This is a genomic window from Methylomonas sp. BW4-1 (assembly GCF_052474385.1).
Window position 1 is genome coordinate 654,856 of sequence record NZ_CP184125.1, and the last position, 22,629, is coordinate 677,484.

Annotated in this window: 18 protein-coding genes; 9 read left to right on the forward strand and 9 right to left on the reverse strand. The window is 51.6% G+C overall.

Translation table 11 applies throughout. From position 1 onward, the window contains the following. Positions 1-98: 98 nt before the first annotated feature. Entirely contained in the window at positions 99-1,421 is a 1,323-nt protein-coding gene (locus ACH5Y9_RS02940) for a DUF3422 family protein (protein ID WP_445368456.1), read from the reverse strand. Between the two features lie 1,045 nt (positions 1,422-2,466). Between ACH5Y9_RS02940 and ACH5Y9_RS02945 the strand changes: the two genes are divergently transcribed. After that, positions 2,467-3,444, forward strand: a complete 978-nt coding sequence (locus ACH5Y9_RS02945; RefSeq protein WP_445368457.1) for a YcbK family protein — start codon at positions 2,467-2,469, stop codon at positions 3,442-3,444. Positions 3,445-3,510: 66 nt separating this feature from the next. Here ACH5Y9_RS02945 and ACH5Y9_RS02950 read toward each other — a convergent pair whose 3' ends face one another. From ACH5Y9_RS02950 to ACH5Y9_RS02960, 3 genes are all read right to left on the reverse strand, one after another. After that, a complete protein-coding gene (locus ACH5Y9_RS02950; protein WP_445368458.1) occupies positions 3,511-5,175 on the reverse strand; it encodes a L,D-transpeptidase family protein in 1,665 nt (554 codons plus the stop codon). A 315-nt stretch (positions 5,176-5,490) separates the two neighbouring features. Continuing rightward, on the reverse strand, positions 5,491-6,165 hold the full coding sequence (locus ACH5Y9_RS02955; RefSeq protein WP_445368459.1) for a transaldolase family protein: 675 nt from the start codon (positions 6,163-6,165) through the stop codon (positions 5,491-5,493). A 60-nt stretch (positions 6,166-6,225) separates the two neighbouring features. Continuing rightward, the gene (locus tag ACH5Y9_RS02960; RefSeq protein ID WP_445368460.1) at positions 6,226-6,474 is read right to left on the reverse strand and encodes a Rho-binding antiterminator; all 249 of its coding nucleotides are present in this window, start codon (positions 6,472-6,474) and stop codon (positions 6,226-6,228) included. A gap of 79 nt (positions 6,475-6,553) precedes the next feature. Here ACH5Y9_RS02960 and ACH5Y9_RS02965 point away from each other — a divergent pair, with 79 nt between their 5' ends. Continuing rightward, positions 6,554-7,729: a DUF1624 domain-containing protein gene (locus ACH5Y9_RS02965; protein WP_445368461.1), complete on the forward strand. Its 1,176-nt coding sequence runs from the start codon at positions 6,554-6,556 to the stop codon at positions 7,727-7,729. 545 nt (positions 7,730-8,274) lie between these two features. Here ACH5Y9_RS02965 and ACH5Y9_RS02970 read toward each other — a convergent pair. From ACH5Y9_RS02970 to ACH5Y9_RS02985, 4 genes are all read right to left on the reverse strand, one after another. Beyond that, entirely contained in the window at positions 8,275-9,414 is a 1,140-nt protein-coding gene (locus ACH5Y9_RS02970; protein ID WP_445368462.1) for a DEAD/DEAH box helicase, read from the reverse strand. A gap of 210 nt (positions 9,415-9,624) precedes the next feature. After that, positions 9,625-9,990 (reverse strand): sirohydrochlorin chelatase, encoded by a 366-nt coding sequence (locus ACH5Y9_RS02975; RefSeq protein ID WP_445368463.1) that lies wholly within the window; start codon positions 9,988-9,990, stop codon positions 9,625-9,627. Between the two features lie 9 nt (positions 9,991-9,999). Further along, positions 10,000-10,617, reverse strand: a complete 618-nt coding sequence (locus ACH5Y9_RS02980) for an SOUL family heme-binding protein (RefSeq protein ID WP_445368464.1) — start codon at positions 10,615-10,617, stop codon at positions 10,000-10,002. Positions 10,618-10,641: 24 nt separating this feature from the next. Beyond that, positions 10,642-11,058: a thiol-disulfide oxidoreductase DCC family protein gene (locus ACH5Y9_RS02985; RefSeq protein ID WP_445368465.1), complete on the reverse strand. Its 417-nt coding sequence runs from the start codon at positions 11,056-11,058 to the stop codon at positions 10,642-10,644. Positions 11,059-12,221: 1,163 nt separating this feature from the next. Here ACH5Y9_RS02985 and ppgK point away from each other — a divergent pair. The 4 genes from ppgK to ACH5Y9_RS03005 all read left to right on the forward strand — a co-directional run bounded on the left by ppgK (position 12,222) and on the right by ACH5Y9_RS03005 (position 16,621). After that, positions 12,222-12,965 (forward strand): polyphosphate--glucose phosphotransferase, encoded by a 744-nt coding sequence (ppgK, locus tag ACH5Y9_RS02990; protein ID WP_036278163.1) that lies wholly within the window; start codon positions 12,222-12,224, stop codon positions 12,963-12,965. A 536-nt stretch (positions 12,966-13,501) separates the two neighbouring features. Continuing rightward, positions 13,502-13,969: a (2Fe-2S)-binding protein gene (locus ACH5Y9_RS02995; protein WP_020485409.1), complete on the forward strand. Its 468-nt coding sequence runs from the start codon at positions 13,502-13,504 to the stop codon at positions 13,967-13,969. Then, positions 13,966-16,323: a molybdopterin cofactor-binding domain-containing protein gene (locus ACH5Y9_RS03000; protein ID WP_445368466.1), complete on the forward strand. Its 2,358-nt coding sequence runs from the start codon at positions 13,966-13,968 to the stop codon at positions 16,321-16,323. Before ACH5Y9_RS02995 ends, ACH5Y9_RS03000 begins: the two co-directional genes overlap by 4 nt. A 127-nt stretch (positions 16,324-16,450) precedes the next feature. Next, a complete protein-coding gene (locus ACH5Y9_RS03005) occupies positions 16,451-16,621 on the forward strand; it encodes a hypothetical protein (RefSeq protein WP_020485411.1) in 171 nt (56 codons plus the stop codon). 81 nt (positions 16,622-16,702) lie between these two features. Here the strand turns inward: ACH5Y9_RS03005 and ACH5Y9_RS03010 are convergent, their stop codons facing one another. Further along, complete coding sequence (locus tag ACH5Y9_RS03010; RefSeq protein WP_445368467.1) at positions 16,703-17,548, reverse strand: PA4780 family RIO1-like protein kinase; 846 nt, start codon at positions 17,546-17,548, stop codon at positions 16,703-16,705. A 314-nt stretch (positions 17,549-17,862) separates the two neighbouring features. Between ACH5Y9_RS03010 and ACH5Y9_RS03015 the strand changes: the two genes are divergently transcribed. The 3 genes from ACH5Y9_RS03015 to ACH5Y9_RS03025 are packed head-to-tail and all read left to right on the forward strand — an operon-like array spanning position 17,863 to position 22,493. Continuing rightward, complete coding sequence (locus tag ACH5Y9_RS03015; protein ID WP_445368468.1) at positions 17,863-19,398, forward strand: phytoene desaturase family protein; 1,536 nt, start codon at positions 17,863-17,865, stop codon at positions 19,396-19,398. 12 nt (positions 19,399-19,410) lie between these two features. Next, entirely contained in the window at positions 19,411-20,994 is a 1,584-nt protein-coding gene (locus tag ACH5Y9_RS03020; RefSeq protein ID WP_445368469.1) for an aldehyde dehydrogenase family protein, read from the forward strand. Beyond that, positions 20,994-22,493 carry a phytoene desaturase family protein gene (locus tag ACH5Y9_RS03025; RefSeq protein WP_445368470.1) on the forward strand — a complete coding sequence of 500 codons (1,500 nt, stop codon included), beginning with the start codon at positions 20,994-20,996 and terminating at the stop codon, positions 22,491-22,493. The genes ACH5Y9_RS03020 and ACH5Y9_RS03025 overlap by 1 nt, the downstream gene beginning before the upstream one ends. Positions 22,494-22,629: the final 136 nt, after the last annotated feature.

Genomic DNA, 22,629 nt, shown 5'->3' on the forward strand with positions numbered 1-22,629 from the left:
TTAAAGCAATCTAATGGCATGATTTTTATAAATAAATGTCATCTTTGTCCTGTTCAATATTTGGCTGGTTTACGGCGCACACCATGATGGGATGGTATTCATTCCGTCGTATTAGCAATGATCTTGTGAATTCGCTTAGTACTTATGCCGATGATGACCAAAATAAACGGAATCGATGCGCCTTCCAGCAACTCGGCGTCTACGTGCCATCCTAAACTGTGCAATGCTTCGGCGATTTTGCCGATTAGGCTCGCGGCATAATAGGTGATAGCTACCATCGAAATGCCTTCCACCATTTGTTGCATGCGCAACTGCATTTTTGCACGCAGGGCCATGGAGGATAACAGGCCCTGGTTTTGCCGCTCGATAATAATGTCGACTTTGGTGCGTAACAACTGGCTGGCATTGCTGACGCGCTCGGAAACCAGGGTGAAGCGGTGGGATACGGAATTGCAGGTATGCATCGCTGGTTCCATACGCCGTTTCATGAATTCGCCCAAGGTTTGAATGCCCTGAATCCGCACTTCGCGCAAGTCTTCCAGGCGTTGGCCGACCAATTGGTAGTAAGCGCTGGCTGCGGCAAAGCGAAATTGATGAGTGGAAATATGATTCTCAACTTCAGCCGCTAATGCCGTTAATTCATCCAATAGTTTAGCGTCGTCGTTATCCGGCTGGGTCATAGAATTAGTAATGGTATACAGCTGCCTATCTGCCTTCTTTAATTCCGGATACAGTTTACGCGCAATCGGAAACGCCAACAGCGCCATCACGCGGTAAACTTCAATATCGAACAAGCGATGCAGTAAGCGCCCGGCCTGCGCGGTTCGCAAGTTTTGATTAACCACCAAGAAACGGCTAAAGCCATCGACATGAATCCGGAAATCGGTAAATACGGCTGCCGCACCGCCTGTTACTTTTGAACCAACGATTGGGTTGCCGGCAAAGTAGGCGGTTAACGGGGATAAATCCATTTCATCCTGATAATTAACCTCCTCGGCGGAAACGATGCTGGCGTGTGCGGCAACAATCACTTTTCCGCTGATCTGCGATAACCAATCGACCGGGACTTTTTTTAAAGCAGGAGCTGCAAACGGCTCTGTGTCTATGTCATAGGCATAAAAACTATAGGTACTGAATTCGCCGTGTTGCTCCCAACTCATCTGGAACGCATCGAAGCTGGCGCTAAAGTGGTCTGCATCTAGGTCAGGCGATACAGTTCCAAACCGTTCGCAAAGTGCTTTCAAATGCCGACGTTCCTGCATTTTTTCATCGCTTGATAACGCCAGCGCCAAGTAACTGGCCCTGACCGGCAAGCTTAGAATAGACGAGGCCCTGGCATGAACTTCGTTATGTAGTATAAACCGTTGAGGATGATTTTCCGGGATTTGAAATAGAGTAGTCACAAGTAAATTGGGTAGCATCAAAGGTTAGCGTCTATCGCTTTTACCGATGAATATAACGTAGAGAGGGCTAGGTTGCTACTGCCTAAGCGAATGCTGGCAATGGGCTATAAAAAAACTGCATCAGAACTGTTGATGCTCATATCCTAATGTGTTGATAAAGCGGCTTGTGCCAAGCTAATGACTGATATGGGTTAGGTGTCGAGATTGCTAAGTCTACTGCTGTTGGCACAGGCCGATTATTTAACCGCGACGCTTCACTAGTTTGAGTAATCGGTTGCGGCTTTTATGTTCGCCGTTGTGTATTACTCCAATTTGGTGAATTTGCTTACAAAACTGATTTGGCAGTTTTGTCCTGTTATCCCGGATGCAAAACTCCTTTGATGATGTAAGTAAGAGTCGTACATTGCGCTGCCATCGTGCGAATGAAAGTTTATAAAAGGATCGTAGCCTTTTTGGGAAAAAAAGGAATGACAGAGCTGTTGAGACATTGTCAGTTGATTTTGGGGTTTAATTAGTTTTTCCATGTCGTTCTCCAATGATTTGCAGTCGAGATACCATACGCTTTCTAGCAAAAAGCTTCTGTGACAAGCGGTTCGTAGTTAAAATTATTTTGTGTTTTTATCAAAAAAATGGCAAGAAAACAGGCCTATTCACAACGCTGGCGCTTTCGTTTTACGGGGTAGTTTGTCCCCCGTAAGTTTTGGCGGCTTAATTTTCAAGTCAGCTTTTACGCTACCATACGGGCAGGAATATATGATGCGGCTTATATCAAAGGGGTTAAATTGTTCGCGTTTGTCAGGCTGTTGCTGGTGCTTTTACAGCGGTCGGTAAAATGCTATCAGCGCGAATAGTAAGCAGAGAACGCGAGGTTTCAAGCGGTATGGAGTGGCAATTTGATGCGGATTGAACGTTTGCACGTGTCTCCTTTGTAAGCAATCCTTGCGGCAAAATGTCGGCAAAAGCGAATTTGAAATGTGACAGAGTGCTATAATTGTAAAAGCCCGTTAGGCATTAGCCTTCGGAATCATCACTATCCGAATGATGTTGAATCAGGAGATTATGGATGCTGAGACATAATTTAGAAAATCAAGACAATAAGCAGGACGACGTAGAGCTGTCTCGACGCAGCTTCTTTGGGCGTCTGGCTGTTGGTGCGGTTTTATCTATTGCGATGCCCGGCGTCGTTCATGCTGCGAAAAGCGTAGCGGTAAAAGCGGATAAAAACCATCGACTGGAGAAGTCGGCAAGGAGCGCAGTGCGCTTGCCTAAACATGGAGCCATTCAAGCGACTAAGGCTGTTCGTCAACCTGCCAAACTAAGCAAAAGCGCTGGCGGCAATAACCTTAGACCCATAGCCGGCCAGCATGGACAGCTGCATACAGCCCATGCAGAACGCCACTCCCTACATGAGTCTCGTGTGCGAGATATTTATACAGGCAAAAAACAGCACGTAAACACGGCTTCCTACCATGCCAATCGACATGGTAATCAGGGCGGTAGAGTGCATTCTATTATTCAGCCGGCGCCAAGAGAATCATTCATGGAGCCTAGCCAGGATTCGTTGTTCTTGGCGGATCACGGGCGTTTTGCAACTCATCGGGCCCTGGCTTTTCAAAATCCGCATACTGGGGACAAATTGAGTCTGACGTATTTTGAAAGAGGTCGTTACCTTAGCGATGCCTTGGATGAAATCAGCTTTTTGTTGCGCGATTATCGTACCGACGATGTGCATCCTATCGATCCGGAGTTGCTGGATCAGTTACACGATTTGAAACAAATTTTGGGTTTAAATCAACCTTTTGATGTTATTTGCGGTTATCGTTCCCCATTGACCAACGCTAAACTGCATGCCGAGAATTCCGGTGTGGCGAACAATAGCTTCCACATGCAGGGTCGGGCAGTGGATATTCGCATCGAGCGCTTTGACCTTCGGCGTATTCATGGCGCGGCACTGGCTATGCACCGTGGTGGCGTTGGATATTACCCTGAGTCAAACTTTATCCATCTGGACACGGGAACCTTCAGAACCTGGAAGTTATAGAGTCGTTCGCTCATAAAAAAAAGCGCCATTTGCGGCGCTTTTTTTATGTCTGCTCGATTCTCCTGTTTATGGATTAGTGCCGACGTCCGTGCTTTTGCTCATCACTAATTGATTATTCGCTGTCGAACTAGCCTTTGTCGGCGCATGGATTTTGTCCAAGGCCTTTTTCAGTTGTTCGTCCTGGCCGTAAACGTCCGGGTAGAAACGTAACTGGTTTTGATGGTCGACAAATGTCGTGCCGTAATAAAACAGTACCGGTACGGCACGTTTTAGCGTCACGTGGCGGGTTTTAGGTGCCGACATTGCTTGCTTGATGGATTCTTTGTCCCAGCCGGCCTGATCACCCAAAACGAATTCGGCTAATTGTTCCGGCGCCGATACCCGCACGCAACCATGGCTTAAATCCCGACGAGGGCGGTTAAATGCGGCATGGCCTGGGGTGTCGTGTAAATACACATCGGCGGTATTGGGAAATACGAACTTAACCCGTCCTAACGGATTTTTCTTGCCAGGCCGCTGGCGCGCGCGTAAATAACTGCCACCGCCTTTCTCTTCACTGTTTTGGTGTCTTACCAGTTCTATTTCCTGGCTGGCTAAATAGCCTTGGTTATTGGCGGCTTTTGGCAGAATTTCTTTTTCATAAATAGTTTTTGGAATGTTCCAGTAAGGCATAAATTCCAAATATTTCATTTCTTCCCAAAGTACCGGCGTTTGGTTGCTCGGGGATTTCCCTACTACCACTTTCATGTTCAGCGGGTTGGGGTCGTCAACTGAATTGAACGCCCATAACTCAAATGCCGGGATATTAACCACAATCATCGGCCCGTCGGTGGTGTCCGGAATCCAGCGTGCGCGCTCCATGGCTAGCGCGATCTGGGCGATTTTTTCGCTCGAAGATTGATTGAATAATGCCGCAGTGGCCGAGCCAATCACGCCATCGGCCGTTAAACCTTGTTGTTGCTGAACCTTTTTGACGGCGGCAACCAAATCGTTGTCGTAAGTTTTACTGTCGGCGGCATTATTATTGTCCAGTAAGGCCATGTCCCGTAACCGTTGGCGCAAATGCACGATATGCGGATGTTTATCGCCGGGACGTAGCATTTTGCCGGGCTTGAATTCCTGAGCCCCCGTTTGATTTCCCAACTGCTGCAAGCGGGTGAAAATTTGTTTGAGTTGTTGGTATTGTTTGGTTTTAGGCTCAAACTGACCGACTACCTCGGTCAATGTTTGCGCTGCCAAGTGTTGTTTCAACAAGCCAGCCAAGTCCAAAGCGGGTTTGGGGGCGATGTGTACCGGATACTCAACATCGCGTGGATCCACTTGGCCGTGCCGCAAATCGTGTAGATAACGCGCCATAGATACGGTCAAAGCCACATCGTATCCCGCAACCGCCGCACTATCCGGATTTGGTTCATTGATCAGCTGTTTCAGGCGGTCAACATCATAATTGGCAGGATTCAACGCATCATTGGATGCATTGTTTAATATGCTCAATAAATCGTTAAGGTTTTTTTCCGAGCGATTTGCCGTAAACCAGATCGGTTGAAATTGAGTGCTCAGGTAGATTTGGCTAACAAGTTCGCTAACGCGGCTAAAGTCGGCGCGTAACAACAGCGGATGTCGTTTGCTAAGCAGAATGGCGCCAATCGGGTTGTCGGCAGGGATAGGATTAACGACTTCAGGAACGCTGTTTATCGAAGGCAGACTGGTTTCCGGCACTGTAGCCGGCATATCTGCGCTCCATGCCTGCTCCGTTCCCGCATAATAAATACAGGCCGCCAACGCTAACCTGGCATACCTATGGCGCGAATTTTTCAGGGCGTGCGATTGAGTTGTCATGGTTACACGAATAGGGTTCGAATTGGGTGTTTATTGTGTGCTTTGCGCTTAAGTCTAGCCGCAAAGCTAATCAATATAATGTTAGTCTAATTGTACCCTGTTATGACAACAATTGACGCGAAAAGCTTGCCAAAGCTTTGTAATGTGCGGTACCAGGAGAAGGGCGGGGTTGTTTTCAGAGTTCCCTACACCTCCTCCCCCCGTACTTTAGCTTTCAAAAGACAGTTTATCGGCAAATGCCGATTGCCAGTCGTGGCTGAATTTCTCAACGGCGGTGTCGGTAGCTGGGGTGGTCAAGATTTGCTGGGCGATGTCCAGCGGCAAAGTGACTGCGCCAACGCCAAGTTTTAACACTTGCAAAACCTGATTGACGTTTTTGAAGCTGGCAACCAAAAGTTTGCTGGGCAATTGGTAGCGGTCTATTAAAGCCTGCAAATCGCTGACGACAGCAATCCCGTCAAAGCCTTGATTGTCGATGCGGTTGAGATAGGGTGCCAGGTAATCCGCGCCATGCAGCGCAGCAAGCATCCCTTGCTGCACGTTGTAAATCGCAGTGGCTAATAGCGGGATATTAGCTTTTTTCAGCTGTTTGATAGCACTCAAACCAGCGGTATGCGCGGGTATTTTGACGATAATGTCGAACGGCAATTCATGAAGTTTATGTGCTTCCGCAATGATACCGTCAACCGAGTTACTAAGTACTTGCACATGAAACCGCGCCTGTGGGCCGATGATGTCTGTCAGCGCAGGTAGTAGTTCCTGTAGGCCCATACCGCTGGCGGCCATAATCGACGGATTGGTAGTAACGCCCGCCAAGGGCAAAGCTGGGCAAAGGTTTTTGATGCCGGCGACATCGGCGCTGTCTAAATAAATTTCTAACATGGAACGGCGTGTGGTTTTACGGATAAAAGCGGCCAGTATAACCAGTGCTGTTGCTTATCTTTAGAAAATTACCTCGGTAAATCGCGCTTTCGGTGTGATTACTTGCAGTTTTGCCAGTTCATCCAACGCTATTTTCCCGGTCGGGCTATCTTCTACCAATAGAAATTCGTGTCTTTCTTCAGTCACTACATTCAGTGCCCGGCCCTCGACGATTCTTTGATCCTTTAATGTCAATCTAACCCGATAGCCGTATAGACAGGCAATTTCGATATAATCGTGTAAATCGCAAGCGATTCGTGATTCGCTCATGGCATCTCCCCTTGAGTTTTTTGTTCATCGATCTTACCCTCGGTGTCTTCGATAGCCAATCATCTGGGGGCAAATTATTTTGGGTAGCAATTCATCTTCAAGACGCTTGGCGTCTATCGACATCTTGCGCGGCCTGGTCATGGTATTGATGACGTTGGATCACACTCGCGATTTTTTCAGCGACAGCCGTTTTAGTCCCACCGATCTGGATAAGACCTCAGTGGCCTTGTTTCTGACCCGTTGGATCACGCATTTCTGCGCGCCGGTGTTCGTGTTTTTGGCCGGCACCAGCGCGTATCTGTGGCATAGTCGCCGCGGAGCGGATGCGCCGCTGAGCCGGTTTTTGCTGGAACGTGGCCTATTGCTGCTGGTTTTAACCTGCACCGTGGAAGCCTGGTCGTGGAATTTTTGCGCCGATCTGCGGCATATCGACGGCGGTGTGTTATGGGCAATTGCTTGGTCGATGATCGCCTTGGCCGGGCTGGTGAAGTTGCCGCTGGCTTGGTGTGTAGCCTTCGGTGCGGCCATGATAGTCGGGCATAATGTCTTCGATACAATCAAGCCAGCTGATTTGGGTGGTTTTGGACCTTTATGGGCCGTGCTGCATACCGGTGACGATGTGCCGTTCGGTGACGGCTGGCTATTGAATCCTTACTATCCATTGATTCCGTGGATAGGGGTGATGGCGGTTGGCTTCGGTTTTGGAAACTTATTGATTAATAATTTGTGGCGTACACGCCGCCGGCTTTTTACTTTAGGTCTAAGCCTGTTAGGGTTGTTTTTGGTTTTGCGTTTCAGCAATGTTTACGGTGACCCCAAGCCATGGCAAAGCTATCCGGACCCGGTATTTAGCGTATTGTCGTTTATCAACTGTCATAAATACCCTCCTTCCTTATTGTATCTGTTAATGACTTTGGGGCCGGCGCTGCTGATTTTGGGGCTGGCTGAGGGCAAGTCGGCGAAACGCTTCGGTGTTTTGCAGGTATTCGGCAGGAACCCTTTATTGTTTTATCTGCTGCACTTGTACCTGATTCATGGTCTGGCAGTATTGGTGGCAGTGGTCACAGACGGACCGGTGTCAGCAATAATCGGTGGTGGTATTTGGGTGTCGGAGCTGCCGCAAGACTACGGCTATAGTTTGCCGGTGGTTTATGGCATTTGGGGGTTGGTGGTACTAACACTGTATCCGGTTTGCCGAAGTTTTGAAGCCTTAAAAGCCAGCAAGCCTGATTGGCGTTGGCTCAAATACCTGTAACCTGCATGGCGTGTTTTCACTAGAAGAAAGCTGACCATCACCGGCGGCAATTTTCCATTAAGTTTTCGCGGCAAGTTTGGCAACTGCCAAATGACTGTGACCCGTGCGCGGTAAAATTTTAAACCGCTATTAACCTGTCGTAGCTTCCTTAGCCTGCTTTTGCTTGTTCAACTGATTTAAAAAATAGCTTTGATAATTCCAGCCGGGACGAGGAGGCGGTGGTTGGTGAGCGAACGGCATAATAAACCTCTGGTGGTGCATTGATTAGGGATAAAAAGTGCTCCCGCCGGCTCAGCAACGATGCGCTGTATTGCTTTGATCGAGCTGGCGGGAGCATTAACTAGGAAATATTGAAACTAATCCACTGCGAGCAAGAATCTACCAGCGAAAAGCCGACAGGCAAGTGCGGGTAAGATTTTACTGCGATGAAATACAGTCCAATATGTATCGCTGTTCTGTCGATAAAGTGACTGACGGAACAGCGATGCTTCCTAGGTTTACACACTCACCAATTTGAACGGCTGGCGAGCGGGGATTGAATTAACTTAAGCGGCCGCGAAGCCGTCTACCTGCTCGCGGGGGATTTGCAGGCCTATCAGTTTTTCCACCAGGCGCAAGGCCTGATATTCGTCTTGGGATACCAGCGAAACTGCCTGACCGTTTTGTCCGGCCCTACCGGTTCTGCCGATGCGATGCACATAATCAGCGGAAGAGCGCGGCAATTCGAAATTAACCACATGCGGTAATTGAGCGATGTCGATGCCGCGCGCTGCCACGTCGGTAGCTACCAACACGCGAATATCACCGGCTTTGAAACCGGCCAAAGCGCTGGTTCTGGCGCCCTGGCTTTTGTTGCCGTGTATCGCCGCGGCTTTGATATTGGCTGTGTTCAGCTTTTCTGTCAGTTTATTCGCGCCGTGCTTGGTGCTGGTAAACACCAATACTTGTTGCCAGTCTTTGGTTTTGACCAAGTGGGTTAACAGCGCGGTTTTGGCGGTTTTACTGACCGTGTAAACCCGTTGCTCAATGGTCTCGGCAGCGGCGTTTTCGACGGCCACTTCAATTTTGACCGGGTTGATCAGCAAATCGCCGGTTAGCTTGCGGATGTCGGCAGAAAAAGTCGCGGAAAACAACAGGTTCTGGCGTTTTTTCGGCAGCATCGCCAGGATTTTGCGAATGTCTTTGATAAAGCCCATGTCCAACATGCGGTCGGCTTCATCCAGCACCAACATTTCCACCTTATCCAGTTTGACGGCGTTTTGACTGACCAAGTCCAATAGCCGACCTGGTGTTGCAGTCAAGATGTCCACACCGCCGCGTAAACGCATCATTTGCGGATTGATCTTCACGCCGCCGAACACTACTTCCGACTTTAAACGCGGTTGCTGATGCGCGCCGTATTTAGTAACGGATTCGCCCACTTGCGCGGCGAGTTCGCGGGTCGGTGTCAGAATCAGTGCGCGGACCGGGCGATTGCGGCCATGGCTGGTCTGCGCCAAGCGCTGCAAGATCGGCAAGGTAAAGCCGGCGGTTTTGCCGGTGCCGGTTTGCGCGGCGGCGAGTAAATCGCGGCCGGTTAATACGGCGGGTATGGCTTTACTTTGAATAGGGGTTGGGGTGGTGTAGCCGGAATCGGCAATTGCTTTAATTAAAGCCTCGGATAAACCGAGATTGGAAAATGGCATTAAGGGTCTCAAAGGGGAAAATAAGGGGAGAAATCTGTGTGCGGCAGTAATGCTGTCGCGATGTCCGCCCGGGGACTAAGGGAATTACATATTGAAGATGAACTTTCAGGCTGCAGTCTATCACGGTTACTGGTTTAAGGTTAGGAAACCCGTGTTAGCTTGATTGGACGGATTGTTCGCGGTGGTGAAATTGATCTGCAAAAGCCGTGTTCAAATAGCCAAACTGGCTAGATCGAGTACTATCCCGCGGATTTTTTCTGCCGCGCCCAAATGATTGGCAATACGTATATCGATTTGCGGATGTACATCGCGAATCCTTTGCACTTGTTCGGGAATATCGATGCTCACGTGGCGTCCCGCGGACAGGAAATACGGCATCACGACAATTTGCCGCGCGCCATCGGCTATTTGTTGTTGTAAGCCTTGGGCAATAGTGGGTTCTGCGATTTCCAGAAAAGCACAGTCTATTGCCGAGAAGCGGGTAGGCGCCAGCCGCAGTTGTTCTATCAGCTCGCGAATCTCAAGATTGGAATCCTCCCGGCGGCTGCCGTGCGCTACCACCAATAAATGCGTCACTGGATAGCCTTATTCGATGTCGATATGAATTTCGTTGCGGCGCAGGGCTGGTAGCGTCCAAGGCGGATCATAGGCCGCCGAACGCGCGGCAGATAGGGCAGTGAGCTGTTGTTGTTCGATCCAGGCCATCAAGAGGCGGCTTTTTTCATTGATTTTTTCCAAAGTCAGACTGCCGGAATAGCGCAACACCGCGACTTTTTTTGCGGGTAAAGCTTTGATAGTCACTTGGGGATCGATTGGCGTTGGTAAGGTTTCGAGACTGTAACCGGCCGGCATCACAAAAGCCATCGTCCATTTATTATCGACTGCCTGCTGTAACACTGGCGCGGTCATCGCGATGTGTTCGCCGGCATTTTCCCGAAATACCGGGGCGGTCATGGCCATCTGTTGCTTTTGCTGATTCCCACCAAAAATATAGCCGGCCAAGCGATTGAAACCGATATTGCCGGCTTGCGCGTAATCGGCGTCGATAACGGTTTCGGCAATCAATAAGGGGGGATATTGCCTGATTTGCACGTCTCCTTGTTCCGAGAGCAATTGGTATTGCGGCTCTGCGCTGCTTCTAATGCCCATCACCGTACATCCAGTCAAAATCAGGCTGCCGAGTAGTGCTAAGGGGTTTTTCATATAAACGAGTCTCGTCAAAGAGGGTCATGTTTTTCCATGGCCGGAGCGAATGCTGCAACTGGCATCTTGGCAGGGTTTGGCGCCAAACAAAGTACCTAAGCGTAAACGGTGCCGGGCAAACAATGCATACAGACGGTCAAACAGCGGTTTTAGCAAAGGCCAGCGGGTGGGAGCCATCAACCATCCCAAGCCGACAGCGCTGTAAGCAGCGTAAAACACCGGCATGCCCTTGATTACGCGGCCATCGGGGTTCACCCCATGGATTTCCGCCATCAATTCGTCCAGCGATTTACCATAGTCCGCCGGATTAAAACCCTCGGCATGAATATCTTGCAAACCCAGCTTGTTCTGCTTGTTTCGCGACTGCAACCAGTTCACTTCCTTCCGGCAAATAGGGCAGCGACCGTCGTAAAGTAGCGTGAACACGTGTTCATTATTCATGGGGTTGTTCCGGGAAGTTTTGCGCTAGCAGGCTTGTCATAATCAGGCTGGCAGCTGGATTCAACATACGCTTCCGCAAAAAAGTCCCCTTGCGATGCGGGACTCGCGCAGTCGGCGAGAAACTCGCATCGAAGGGGATTACGGGCTATCAAGCACCCCTCTGAGGACGGAACGTGTGTCAGGAATCAACAAATTTAGCACTCCGCAATCTACCAGCGGATGTGGCGGAAGCAAGAGGGCGAATGCTAAAAAAGGTATGGTGATCTCGCCACATTCCCGCATTCTGGGCGGCAGGGACAAAAACGATGTTGATAGGCTATTCCAGCAATAGTTCCCGTTATATTGTTTATTAAAAGGGAATTATGAATAACTTAAATGGCTAATTGTAAATTTTCGACAGGGGATTATAGTGAAGTCGTACTTTAAATTGACTGCAAACGGTTGAGGCGGATCAGATGTACGTTCCAGGTACTCTTAGGAAAGACAGTATTGCCGGTATTCAGTTTGCTACCGGTATTTGGAACTTTTCGATGGGTGAGTTTGTTACATCTACGTTGTCGTTCGCTGCTGCGACTATTTCCAGTATTTTGCTTTTTGTTGGACCCGCTAGTGCTTTATGTTTTATGTGTGACCTCCCTCGTAAGCAGTGACTCCGGCACTGCACACTCTATAGCCTCTATCGTTGTATTCGGTAGAGGCTTTTTTTATCTACATGACGGGCTATTTGCTCCGGACGTGGTAAATCGCGTAGCCGGCAAAAAACATGGTTAAAAGGTAAATTGTCACTGTGATCATTTGGTACTCCTGGTTATCTTTATTGTTGTGCGCCATTTATAACAGAAATCCGGGCACATAATCCGGTAATTGCTTTGGCGACAGTTTTCGCATGTTAGTGTTGTCGCCGATGATCGTGGTTTTCCACAAAAACTGTGGATAAGTTTGTTGGTATGCTGATAAAAGTAAGCGCAAGTCGCTGTATTCAAGCAGGCGCTCGCAAATTGGCTAATAATTGACCACGGTTACTTGATTGATCACGTTCTCAGCACCGGAAATCCATAGCCGCAATAGCCGTTTGTCGGCCACGGTGACGGAAATTTTTCTAAGCCCTTAGCCGCTCTTCGCCTAGAATGTCCAATCTGCATGGCAAACTTTCAGGACATTTTATGCAAATTCTCGGTGTGGATATTGGCGGTTCGGGTATCAAAGGTGCGATTGTTGATACCTTGACGGGCGAACTGGTTTCCGAACGGCATCGGATCGATACGCCGCAACCCGCAACACCGGAGGCGGTAGCAGCGGTGCTGGCGCAATTGGTATTGCATTTTGGTTGGACCGGGCCCATCGGCTGCGGTTTTCCGGCAGCGATTCAACAGGGCGTGGTGCGCACGGCGGCGAATATTTCCAAGGCCTTTATTGGCACCAATATCGATAAATTGTTTTCAGAAGCCACCAACTGCGAGTGTCACAACTTAAACGATGCAGACGCCGCAGGTATCGCGGAAATGCATTTTGGCGAGGGTGCGGGCCAAGTGGGTGTAGTCTTGTTGATTACCATCGGCACCGGCCTGGGGACCGCGCTGTTTACCGATGGCAATCTGCTACCCAATACGGAACTGGGTCATGTGTATCTGGAAAACGGTCTGGAGGCCGAGCGCTTCGCATCCGATGCCGCCCGTAAATTGCAAGATTTGGGTTGGAAAGCTTGGGGCAATCGCTTCAACGTTTATTTGAGTACGATGGAAAAACTGTTCTGGCCCGATCTGATCATTTTGGGCGGTGGTGCGAGTAAAAAATTCGATAAATTTAAGGAGCAGATAGCCATAAAAACCCCGGTGAAGCCGGCGGCTTTTTTGAACCAGGCCGGTATTGTCGGCGCGGCGCTGTATGCCAAATCCAAAGTTGTCTGAGCAATGGCGCTTGAGTCGATAAACCTTATGCGCAGAAACGGCAAACCCCGGGCTTTTTCAAGTAGCCGTTAATATTTCCATCGTTGATAAATTCTGTTCCCAAGTCACCTTGACTATCGAATTACCTGCGGTAACCTGATTATCATGAGGTTGCCGGTGGTGAAAAATTCAATTTTTTCCGTGAGAGCAATCAGACAAGATAGTCGGCAGCCTCATATTTTCCATATGTAGTAAAACTAATTTTCTGACTTGTTGCCTTGCAAGCTTGCCGGAGATTAGCGCAAATCATGGGTGGTGCTGGTGACGCAAGCCTCTAGGTCGGGAGATAGCTAGAGGCCCGTCATCAGTATCATTCCTGGTATTTTCAGTACCCCATAACAACTAAAGCGACTAGTCACCAGGGCTTTAGATTGTTTAGAGGCCAAGCGCCTTTACTGCCCAACCCTGCCCGTGTACCATGCTGCGAACTATCGCGCCGAAGTTGTTGATGGATGTGCCGGCGCCGTTATTAACCGCCGACTGACGCGAGAAATCTCATGACAACGCTCAATATCAACGGTAAAAGCCGCAAGATAAATCTGCCCGCTGACACACCACTGCTTTGGGCGCTGCGCGACCAATTAGGACTGACCGGCACGAAGTACGGCTGCGGCATGGCGTTGTGCGGTGCCTGCACGGTACATGTGGATGGCGAACCGACCCGCGCCTGTGTCACGCCTATTTCGGCTGCGGCGGGCAAAAAAATTGTCACTATCGAAGCTATAGAGCAGGACGAGACCGGTAAAAAGGTCCAGGATGCCTGGCTGAGTTTAGGTGTACCGCAGTGCGGCTATTGCCAGGCCGGGCAGGTCATGAGTGCTACAGCACTGCTTAAACAGCATCCGCAACCCAGCGATGCCGATATCGATAAAGCCATGAGCGGCAATCTATGCCGTTGCGGTACCTATCCGCGGATTCGCGCCGCGATCAAGCAGGCCGCCGGTTTGCCGGAGGTGCAATCATGAAAAACTCAGCAGAATTTCTGCAAGCCGATATCGAGCAAAGCGATACCGACGACGGGTATTTGATCGACAACATCAGCCGCCGGACCTTTATCAAGCAGTTCGCCTTGAGCGGCTTTGTGTTGGCCGTTGGCCTGCCTACTTTGCTCAGAGCGGACGAAGCCGCCGCGCCGGCTGCTGCCGGCAAGTTCGGTGCCGATGCGATGCCGCACGGTTGGGTCGATAATCCTTTGGTTTTTGTGGCCATCGCCGCCGACGGTGCGGTAAGTATCATCTGCCACCGTTCCGAGATGGGGCAGGGGGTACGTACCAGCTTGCCGATGGTGGTGGCCGATGAACTGGAAGCCGATTGGTCCAGGGTACATGTTGTGCAAGCGCCTGGTGACGAAAAGCGTTTCGGCAATCAAGACACCGACGGCTCGCGCAGCATGCGCCACTTTTTCATGCCGATGCGCCGAGTAGGCGCGGCTGCCAGACAAATGCTGGAAGCTGCGGCAGCAGCGCGCTGGCGCGTGCCGATAACGGAAGTCCGCGCCGAGCAACACCATATACTGCACATCGCCAGCGGCAAAACCTTGGGCTACGGCGAGTTAGCCAAAGCGGCGGCAAAGTTGCCGGTGCCAGACCGCGACAGCTTGCGTTTGAAGAATTCGACGGAATTTCGTTTCATCGGCAAAGGCCGGCAAGGCGTTTACGACGGCGCGGATATTGTGTCCGGACGCGCGATGTATGGCATCGATACCCAACTGAAAGGTCTGCTATACGCCGTCGTCGCGCGGCCGCCGGTACTGGGCGGCAAGCTTTCAAAATATGACGCTAGTGCCGCGCTTAAAGTGCCGGGAGTCATAAAAATTGTCGAATTGCCTAGCAGTCCGCTTCCCGCCGAATTCAATCCGTTGGGTGGTATCGCGGTGATTGCAAGCAACACCTGGGCGGCGATCCAGGGCCGAAATGCGTTAAAAATCGAGTGGGACAATGGGGAACACGCCGGCTACGATTCGCTAGCCTACAAAGCCGAACTGGAAGCCGCCGTCCGCCAGCCAGGTAAAGTGGTGCGCCAACAAGGCGATGTCGATGCCGCATTGCAAGGCGCAGCCAAGCGCCTGGAAGCGGAATATTATTTGCCGCATCTGGCGCAAGCACCGATGGAACCGCCGGCGGCGACGGCCCGCATCGTCAAGGGACATTGCGAAATCTGGACGTGTACCCAGGCGCCGCAATTAACCCGGGATAAAGTCGCTAAATGGCTGAAATTGCCGGAAGACAAGGTGACCGTCAATGTCACGCTGTTGGGTGGCGGTTTCGGGCGTAAATCCAAACCCGATTACGTCATTGAAGCGGCTTTGTTATCGCAGGCTATGCGAGGCAAGCCGGTGAAAGTGACCTGGACCCGCGAAGACGATCTGCATCATGCCTATTTCCACACGGTGTCACTAGAGCGCTTGGAAGCAGGCTTGGATGCACAGGGCAGGCCGGTAGCCTGGCTGCACAGAACCGCTGCGCCGAGCATTTCCTCCACATTCGGACCGGACAGCAAGCAACAGATGCCAGTGGAATTGGGCATGGGCGTGATCAACGTGCCGTTTGCAATCGACAATCTGCGCATCGAAAACCCACCGGCAGCGGCGCATACTCGTATCGGCTGGTTTCGCTCGGTGTCCAATATTCCGCATGCGTTTGCCGTGCAGTCTTTTGTGGCTGAATTGGCGGCGGCAGCCGGACGCGATTATCGCGATTTTCTGTTGGAGATCATCGGCCCGGCCCGGCGGATCGATCCGACCAGTTTAAATGACACCTGGAACCACGGCGAATCCCCCGCGCTTTACCCGGTCGATACCGGCCGTCTGCGCCGCGTAATCGAAACGGTGACCCGCGAGGCCGGCTGGGGGCGTCAGCTGGCCAAGGGGCAGGGCTTGGGTTTGGCCGCGCATTACAGTTTCGTGACCTATGTCGCTGTGGTTGTGGAAGTAGCGGTCGATGAGACCGGCAAGTTGAGCATCCCCAGAGTCGATGTGGCGGTGGATTGCGGTCCGCAAGTCAATCCCGAGCGGATTCGTGCGCAGATCGAGGGCGCTTGCATCATGGGTGTTAGTTTGGCGACGCTGGGCGAAATTAGTTTTAAAAACGGTGCGGTACAGCAGGATAACTTTCATGCGTATCAGCTCACCCGCATCGACGATGCGCCGCGCGAAATCAAAGTGCATTTGCTGCCTGCCGCGGAATTCGATACACCCTTGGGCGGTGTTGGCGAACCAGGCGTGCCGCCGATTGCACCGGCCCTGTGCAATGCGATTTTCGCGGCCACCGGTCAGCGGATTCGGCAGTTACCGATACGAGATCAGCTTCTGAAAGACTGAGAACTGCTGTGAAGCGCGGCGAGCTAAATGGGTTTGCCGCGCCCGTTTAAAGCTTTGGTAAAACCGGTCGATAACCGGATGCCAGCCGAAACATGGCCGGTATTATTCAATCAAGAGGAGATATACCATGTCATCCGTATCGGGAGTGGGTTCAACGCCGTATTTCCCTATCACCAATCAACCGAAACAGCCCGCAGCCAATCAGCAAGCAGCAACGCCGCCAGTGCAAGCTGTGGTGAAAGATGCTGATGGCGATAATGACGCTAGAAAGGGCAGCAAGATCGATACCTATGCCTGATAGCGTTAGCGGTTCCAAGCAGTAAGAAAAAGCCGGGTAACACCGGCTTTTTCTTTTCTGTGGTTTGCCGGAGGCAGCGAATTATGGAGTCTGTAAAAAACGCTGCTTGGCCTCGTTTTCTTCGCGGGCCGCGTCTATCTCGCGGATCACGCTACGCAGGTCGGCGGGTTTGGCGTTATCTTCGAAGTGGCCGGTCAAATTGGTTTCAGGATGCAAGTCGCCGCTTTGATACAGTTTCCACATTTCCTTACCAAAGTTAGTCTTCAACAACTCCGGTGCGAACTGGCCGAAATAAGCGGCCATATTGGCGACATCCCGTTCCAGCATGGCTCGGGCGTTGTTATTGCCGGCGGCATCGACGGCTTGGGGTAAATCGATAATCACCGGCCCGTCGCGACCGACCAGCACGTTGTATTCGGACAAATCGCCATGTACCAGGCCGTCGCAGAGCATGCGCACGATCTGGCCGATCAGAAAAGCGTGGTATTCGCGGGCCAGCTCCGCCGACATTTCCAGATCGTTGAGTCGGGGGGCCGGGTGACCGTCGGCGTCGGCGACCAGTTCCATCAGCAAGACGCCGTCGATGAAATTATAGGGTTTGGGTACGCGGACGCCGGCATCCGCCAGGCGGTATAGGGCTGTTACTTCGGCATTTTGCCAAGCCGATTCCTGCTCTTTGCGGCCGTAGCTGCTGCCTTTTTCCATCGCCCGGGCACGACGGCTATTTCGCACTTTGCGGCCTTCTTGATACAGCACGCTTTGCTTGAAACTGCGCTGGTCGGCCTCCTTGTAAACTTTGGCGCAGCAAATTTCTCCGCCGCAGCGCACTACATAGACAGCCGCCTCTTTGCCGCTTTTCAACGAGCCAAGGACCTCGTCGACCAGGCCGCTATCGATTAATGGTTCGAGTCTTTTCGGTGTTTTCATACTGCCTATTATGCCGCGCTCGCACGAATATCGCGCAAAACTTCCGCCAAATGATCCATTCTGGAGGCGAGAACAATCCTTCCGGCCCCTCCGGCTCAAATCGATAACCGGCGTTCGTAAAGCCGAGCAACTGAATCGCCATTGATTTCTCGGCGGTTCCAACCTTAGGTTAAACAGGATTTGTCGGGCCTGCGTAGCGTGTGCTTGTGCGCTTGGATTTTATTTTGGTGTTGGCGAATAGGTCGCTTTTTGACATTTTGCTGTTACATTAGCGCTTTTATAAAACGACTCGGCAAGCACCGCTCTCTCATATCATGGCAGATTCAAAACATATCATCATCGTTGGCGCCGGCCCCGGCGGCTTGTGCGCCGGCATGTTATTAAGTCATCGCGGCTTTAAAGTATCCATATTTGATAAGCATGCCAACGTCGGCGGCCGCAATAGGGCCATTACGATGGATGGTTTTACCTTCGATACCGGCCCGACCTTTTTATTGATGAAGGGCGTACTGGATGAGATGTTTGAATTATGCGGTCGGCGTAGCGAAGACTACATGCAGTTCATGCCGCTCAGCCCTATGTATCGTTTGCTGTATGACGATCGCGAAATTAATGTCTATTCGGACAGGGAAAACATGCGCGCGGAACTGGAGCGAGTATTCGACGAAGGCAGTGCTGGCTATGAGCGCTTCATGGATAACGAACGCAGCCGTTTTAATCGCTTGTATCCGTGTATTACTCGAGATTACTCGAATTGGTCTTCGTTCTTCTCGTTGGATCTGATCAAAGCTATACCCTGGCTGGAGTTTCCGAAAAGCGTGTTCAACAACCTGGGCCAGTATTTTGATAAGGAAAAAATGCGCCTGGCGTTTTGCTTTCAGTCGAAGTATCTGGGCATGTCGCCTTGGGAGTGTCCGGCGCTGTTTACCATGTTGCCGTACCTGGAGCATGAATACGGTATTTACCACGTCGCTGGTGGTTTGAATAAGATTGCCACGGCGATGGCGCAAGTCGTCACCGAATCCGGCGGCGAGATTCATCTCAACGCCGAAATCGCCTCGTTGATCGTCGAAGACGGCGCGACCAAGGGGGTGAGATTGCAAAACGGCGAGGAAGTACGCGGCGATGAAGTGATCGTCAACGCCGATTTTGCCCACGCCATGACGCATTTGCTGGAGCCCGGCACCTTGCGCAAATACGATCATCAGCAATTGCAAAAGCGCGAGTATTCCTGCTCGACCTTCATGCTCTATCTGGGCCTGGATAAACAATACGATCTGCCGCATCACACCATTGTGTTTGCCAAGGATTACCGTACCAATATCCGCAATATCTTCAGCAATAAAACTTTGACCGAGGACTTTTCGTTTTACGTGCAAAACGCTTCGGTCAGCGATGCCAGCCTGGCGCCGGCCGGCAAGTCGGCGCTATACGTGCTGGTGCCGATGCCGAATAACGACAGCGGCGTCGATTGGCAAACCCATTGCGCCGATGTGCGCGAGCAAGTGCTGGATACGCTGGGTGCGCGTCTGGGTTTGAGCGATTTACGAGAGCATATCGAATGCGAAAAGATCATCACCCCCGGCACCTGGGAAAGCGACGAACACGTATACAAAGGCGCTACCTTCAGCTTGTCGCACAAGTTCAGCCAGATGCTGTACTGGCGGCCGCATAACCGCTTCGAAGAGCTGGATAACTGCTATCTGGTCGGCGGCGGCACCCATCCGGGTAGCGGTTTGCCGACCATATACGAGTCGGCGCGGATTTCCTCAAATCTGATTTCCCGCAAGCACCGGGTGCATTTCAAGGAAATTCAACAAAGTACCTGGCTGAAAAAAGCCAAGGCCTAAGCGGTGGCGACTATGCAGGCCGTATCGCTGGTCGATGGCCGTGTGTTGGGCGATTTTCCGGTTAGCGATTTAGAGGCGATTCAGCAGCAGATGCTGGCTGCGCGTGCAGCGGCGCAAATCTGGGGCAAGCGGCCGGTAGCCGAAAGGGCGAAAATTCTAGCCAAGCTGGTGCCTTTATTAATGGCCGAGTTGGACTCGATTTGCGAGCAAATCAGCCTGACTACCGGCAAAGTCCGCACCGAAGCCCTGCTGGGCGAGATTTACCCGGTTTTGGATTTGGCTCGCTATTACCAAAATAACGCCGCGAACATTTTAAGTTATCGAGGCATACCGACCTCACCGTTCGCTTTTCCCGGCGCCACTGCCGGCATCGAGCGGCGGCCCTACGGCGTGGTGGCGGTGATTTCGCCGTGGAATTATCCGTTTCAACTGTCGGTCGGGCCGATGCTGACCGCTTTGTTTGCCGGCAACGCGGTGATTCTGAAACCCTCCGAATTAAGCTTGCCGGTTGGGCAGCTGATTTTCGATTTATTCAAACAACTGGATTTACCTGAAGGTTTAGTGCAATGGTTGGTTGGCGACGGTGTGACCGGGGCGCAGCTGATCGATGCCGGCCCGGATTTGGTGTTTTTCACCGGTGGCCTGAATAGCGGTAAAGCCGTTATGCAACGCGCCGCGCAGCATCCGATTCCGGTGTTGCTGGAGCTGGGCGGCAAAGACCCGATGCTGGTATTCAACGATGCGGCATTGCAACGCGCGGCCGATGCGGCTTTGTACGGCGCGTTTTGCAATAGCGGCCAGGTGTGCGTGTCGGTCGAGCGTTTATATGTCCAGCAGGACTGCCACGATGAGTTTTTAAGCTTGTTGCAACAGGGCGTTTCGCAATTGCAGGTCGGTCAAGGCCCGCACGGCGACTTGGGTGCAATGACCAGCGAAAGGCAAATTGCAGTTGTCGAGGCGCATTACCAGGACGCCATTGCCCAAGGCGCGCAAGCCTCCGGGCCGCTGGAACGGCAGGGTAATTACCTTAAACCCGTCGTACTATGGAATGTCCATCACGGCATGCAGGTAATGCGCGAAGAAAGCTTTGGGCCCTTGCTGCCGGTGATGGCCTTTAGTGACGAAGCCGACGCCATCCGTCTGGCTAACGACAGCGAGTTTGGTTTGAACGCCAGTATCTGGAGCCAGGACATAGCCAAAGCCGAGCGGGTTGCCAGTCAACTGCAAGTGGGCAACTGGGCGGTCAATGACGTCATCAAAAATATCGGCCATCCCGGTCTGCCGTTCGGCGGTGTGAAAAAAAGCGGCTTTGGCCGTTATCACGGTGCGGAAGGTTTGCGCAGTTTTACCTTTCCGGTGGCCGGCATGACCAGCCGCAGCCATTTACCCAAGGAACCTAACTGGTTTCCGTATTCGGAACAGCGCTACCAGGATTTCAAAGGCTATATGGACTTTGTCTACGGCGAAGGTTCGTTGATACAACGCATCAAACGCAATTGGCCGGCGTTACAAGCTTTTCGCGAATATTCAGCGTTCGATTTAACCCAGCGCTGGCAAAATCTTAAATTACTGTTGTCATGGAAACGGGACTACTGATGAAGCAAAACAATAACAATAAACGTGTCGTCGTCATCGGCGCCGGTCTGGGCGGTTTGTCGGCGGCTATTTCGCTGGCTAGCGAAGGTTTCGCGGTGGAGTTGGTCGAAAAGAACGACAAGGTCGGCGGTAAATTGAACATCATGACTAAAGACGGTTTTACCTTTGACTTGGGACCGTCGATCCTGACCATGCCGCATATCTTCGAAGCACTGTTTACCAAAGTCGGTAAAAACATGGCCGATTATGTCGGTATCGAAAAAGTCGAGCCGCATTGGCGCAATTTCTTCGAAGACGGCACGACCATTGATTTGTGTGAAGACCCGGAAAATCAGCGCCGCGAGCTGGACAAACTGGGGCCGAATACCGCCGCCGAGTTTGCCAACTTTATGGCCTATTCCAAAAAGCTGGGCACGGAAACTGAAGCTGGTTATTTTGCCAAGGGCTTGGATACCTTCTGGGAATTGCTGAAGTTTTACGGCCCCATCCGCGCCTTGAATTTCGACGTATTTCGGTCGATGGATCAGGGCGTCAAACGCTTTATTTCCCATCCCAAACTGGTCGATATCCTCAACTACTTCATCAAATACGTCGGCTCGTCGCCCTACGATTCGCCGGCTTTGATGAATCTGATGCCTTACATTCAATATGAATACGGCTTGTGGTATGTGAAGGGCGGTATGTACGGCTTGGCGCAGGCCATGGAAAAGCTGGCGATCGAATTGGGCGTATCCATTCGCTTGAACAGCGAAGTTGAGGAAATTCAATACCAAGCCGGCAAAGCCACCGGCATCAAACTGCAAGGCGGCGAGGTATTGGCGGCGGACATCGTGGTATCGAATATGGAAGTGATTCCGGCTATGGATAAGCTGCTGCACAGCTCGCCGGCAGAATTGAAAAAGATGCAACGCTTCGAGCCGACCTGTTCCGGCTTGGTGTTGCATCTGGGTGTGAACCGGCTATATCCGCAATTGGCGCATCACAATTTCTTTTATTCCGATCATCCGCGCGAGCATTTCGATGCGGTGTTTCGCAGTGGCAAGCTGTCCGACGACCCGACGATTTACCTGGTCGCGCCGTGCAAGACCGATCCGAGCCAAGCCCCGGCCGGTTGCGAGATCATCAAAATTCTGCCGCACATCCCGCATATCGATCCCGACAAACCCCTGACCGCTGACGATTACTGGGCGCTGCGCGAGCGGGTGCTGATTAAACTGGAGCGGATGGGTTTGACCGATCTGCGCCAACACATCGTTACAGAGGAATACTGGACACCGCTGGATATTCAGGCCAAATACTATTCCAACCTGGGTTCGATTTACGGCGTGGTGGCGGACCGTTGGAAAAATCTCGGCTTCAAGGCCCCGCAACGCAGCAAGCAATTAAGCAATCTGTATTTCGTCGGCGGCAGCGTCAATCCGGGCGGCGGTATGCCGATGGTGACCTTGTCCGGACAGTTGGTGCGGGATAAGATTTTGGCGGATTTGGGGCAGGCTTAGCCCCAGGCAGACAAAAAATTCGGATTTGCATAAGCCGGTTAAATTTAAGCCTAAACTTAAGCGGCGTTTGTATGGCTTGGGGTTAGCCCGGCATAAACCCATTCGCGCCGGAGTGCAGTGTTCACGCGCCTTTGGC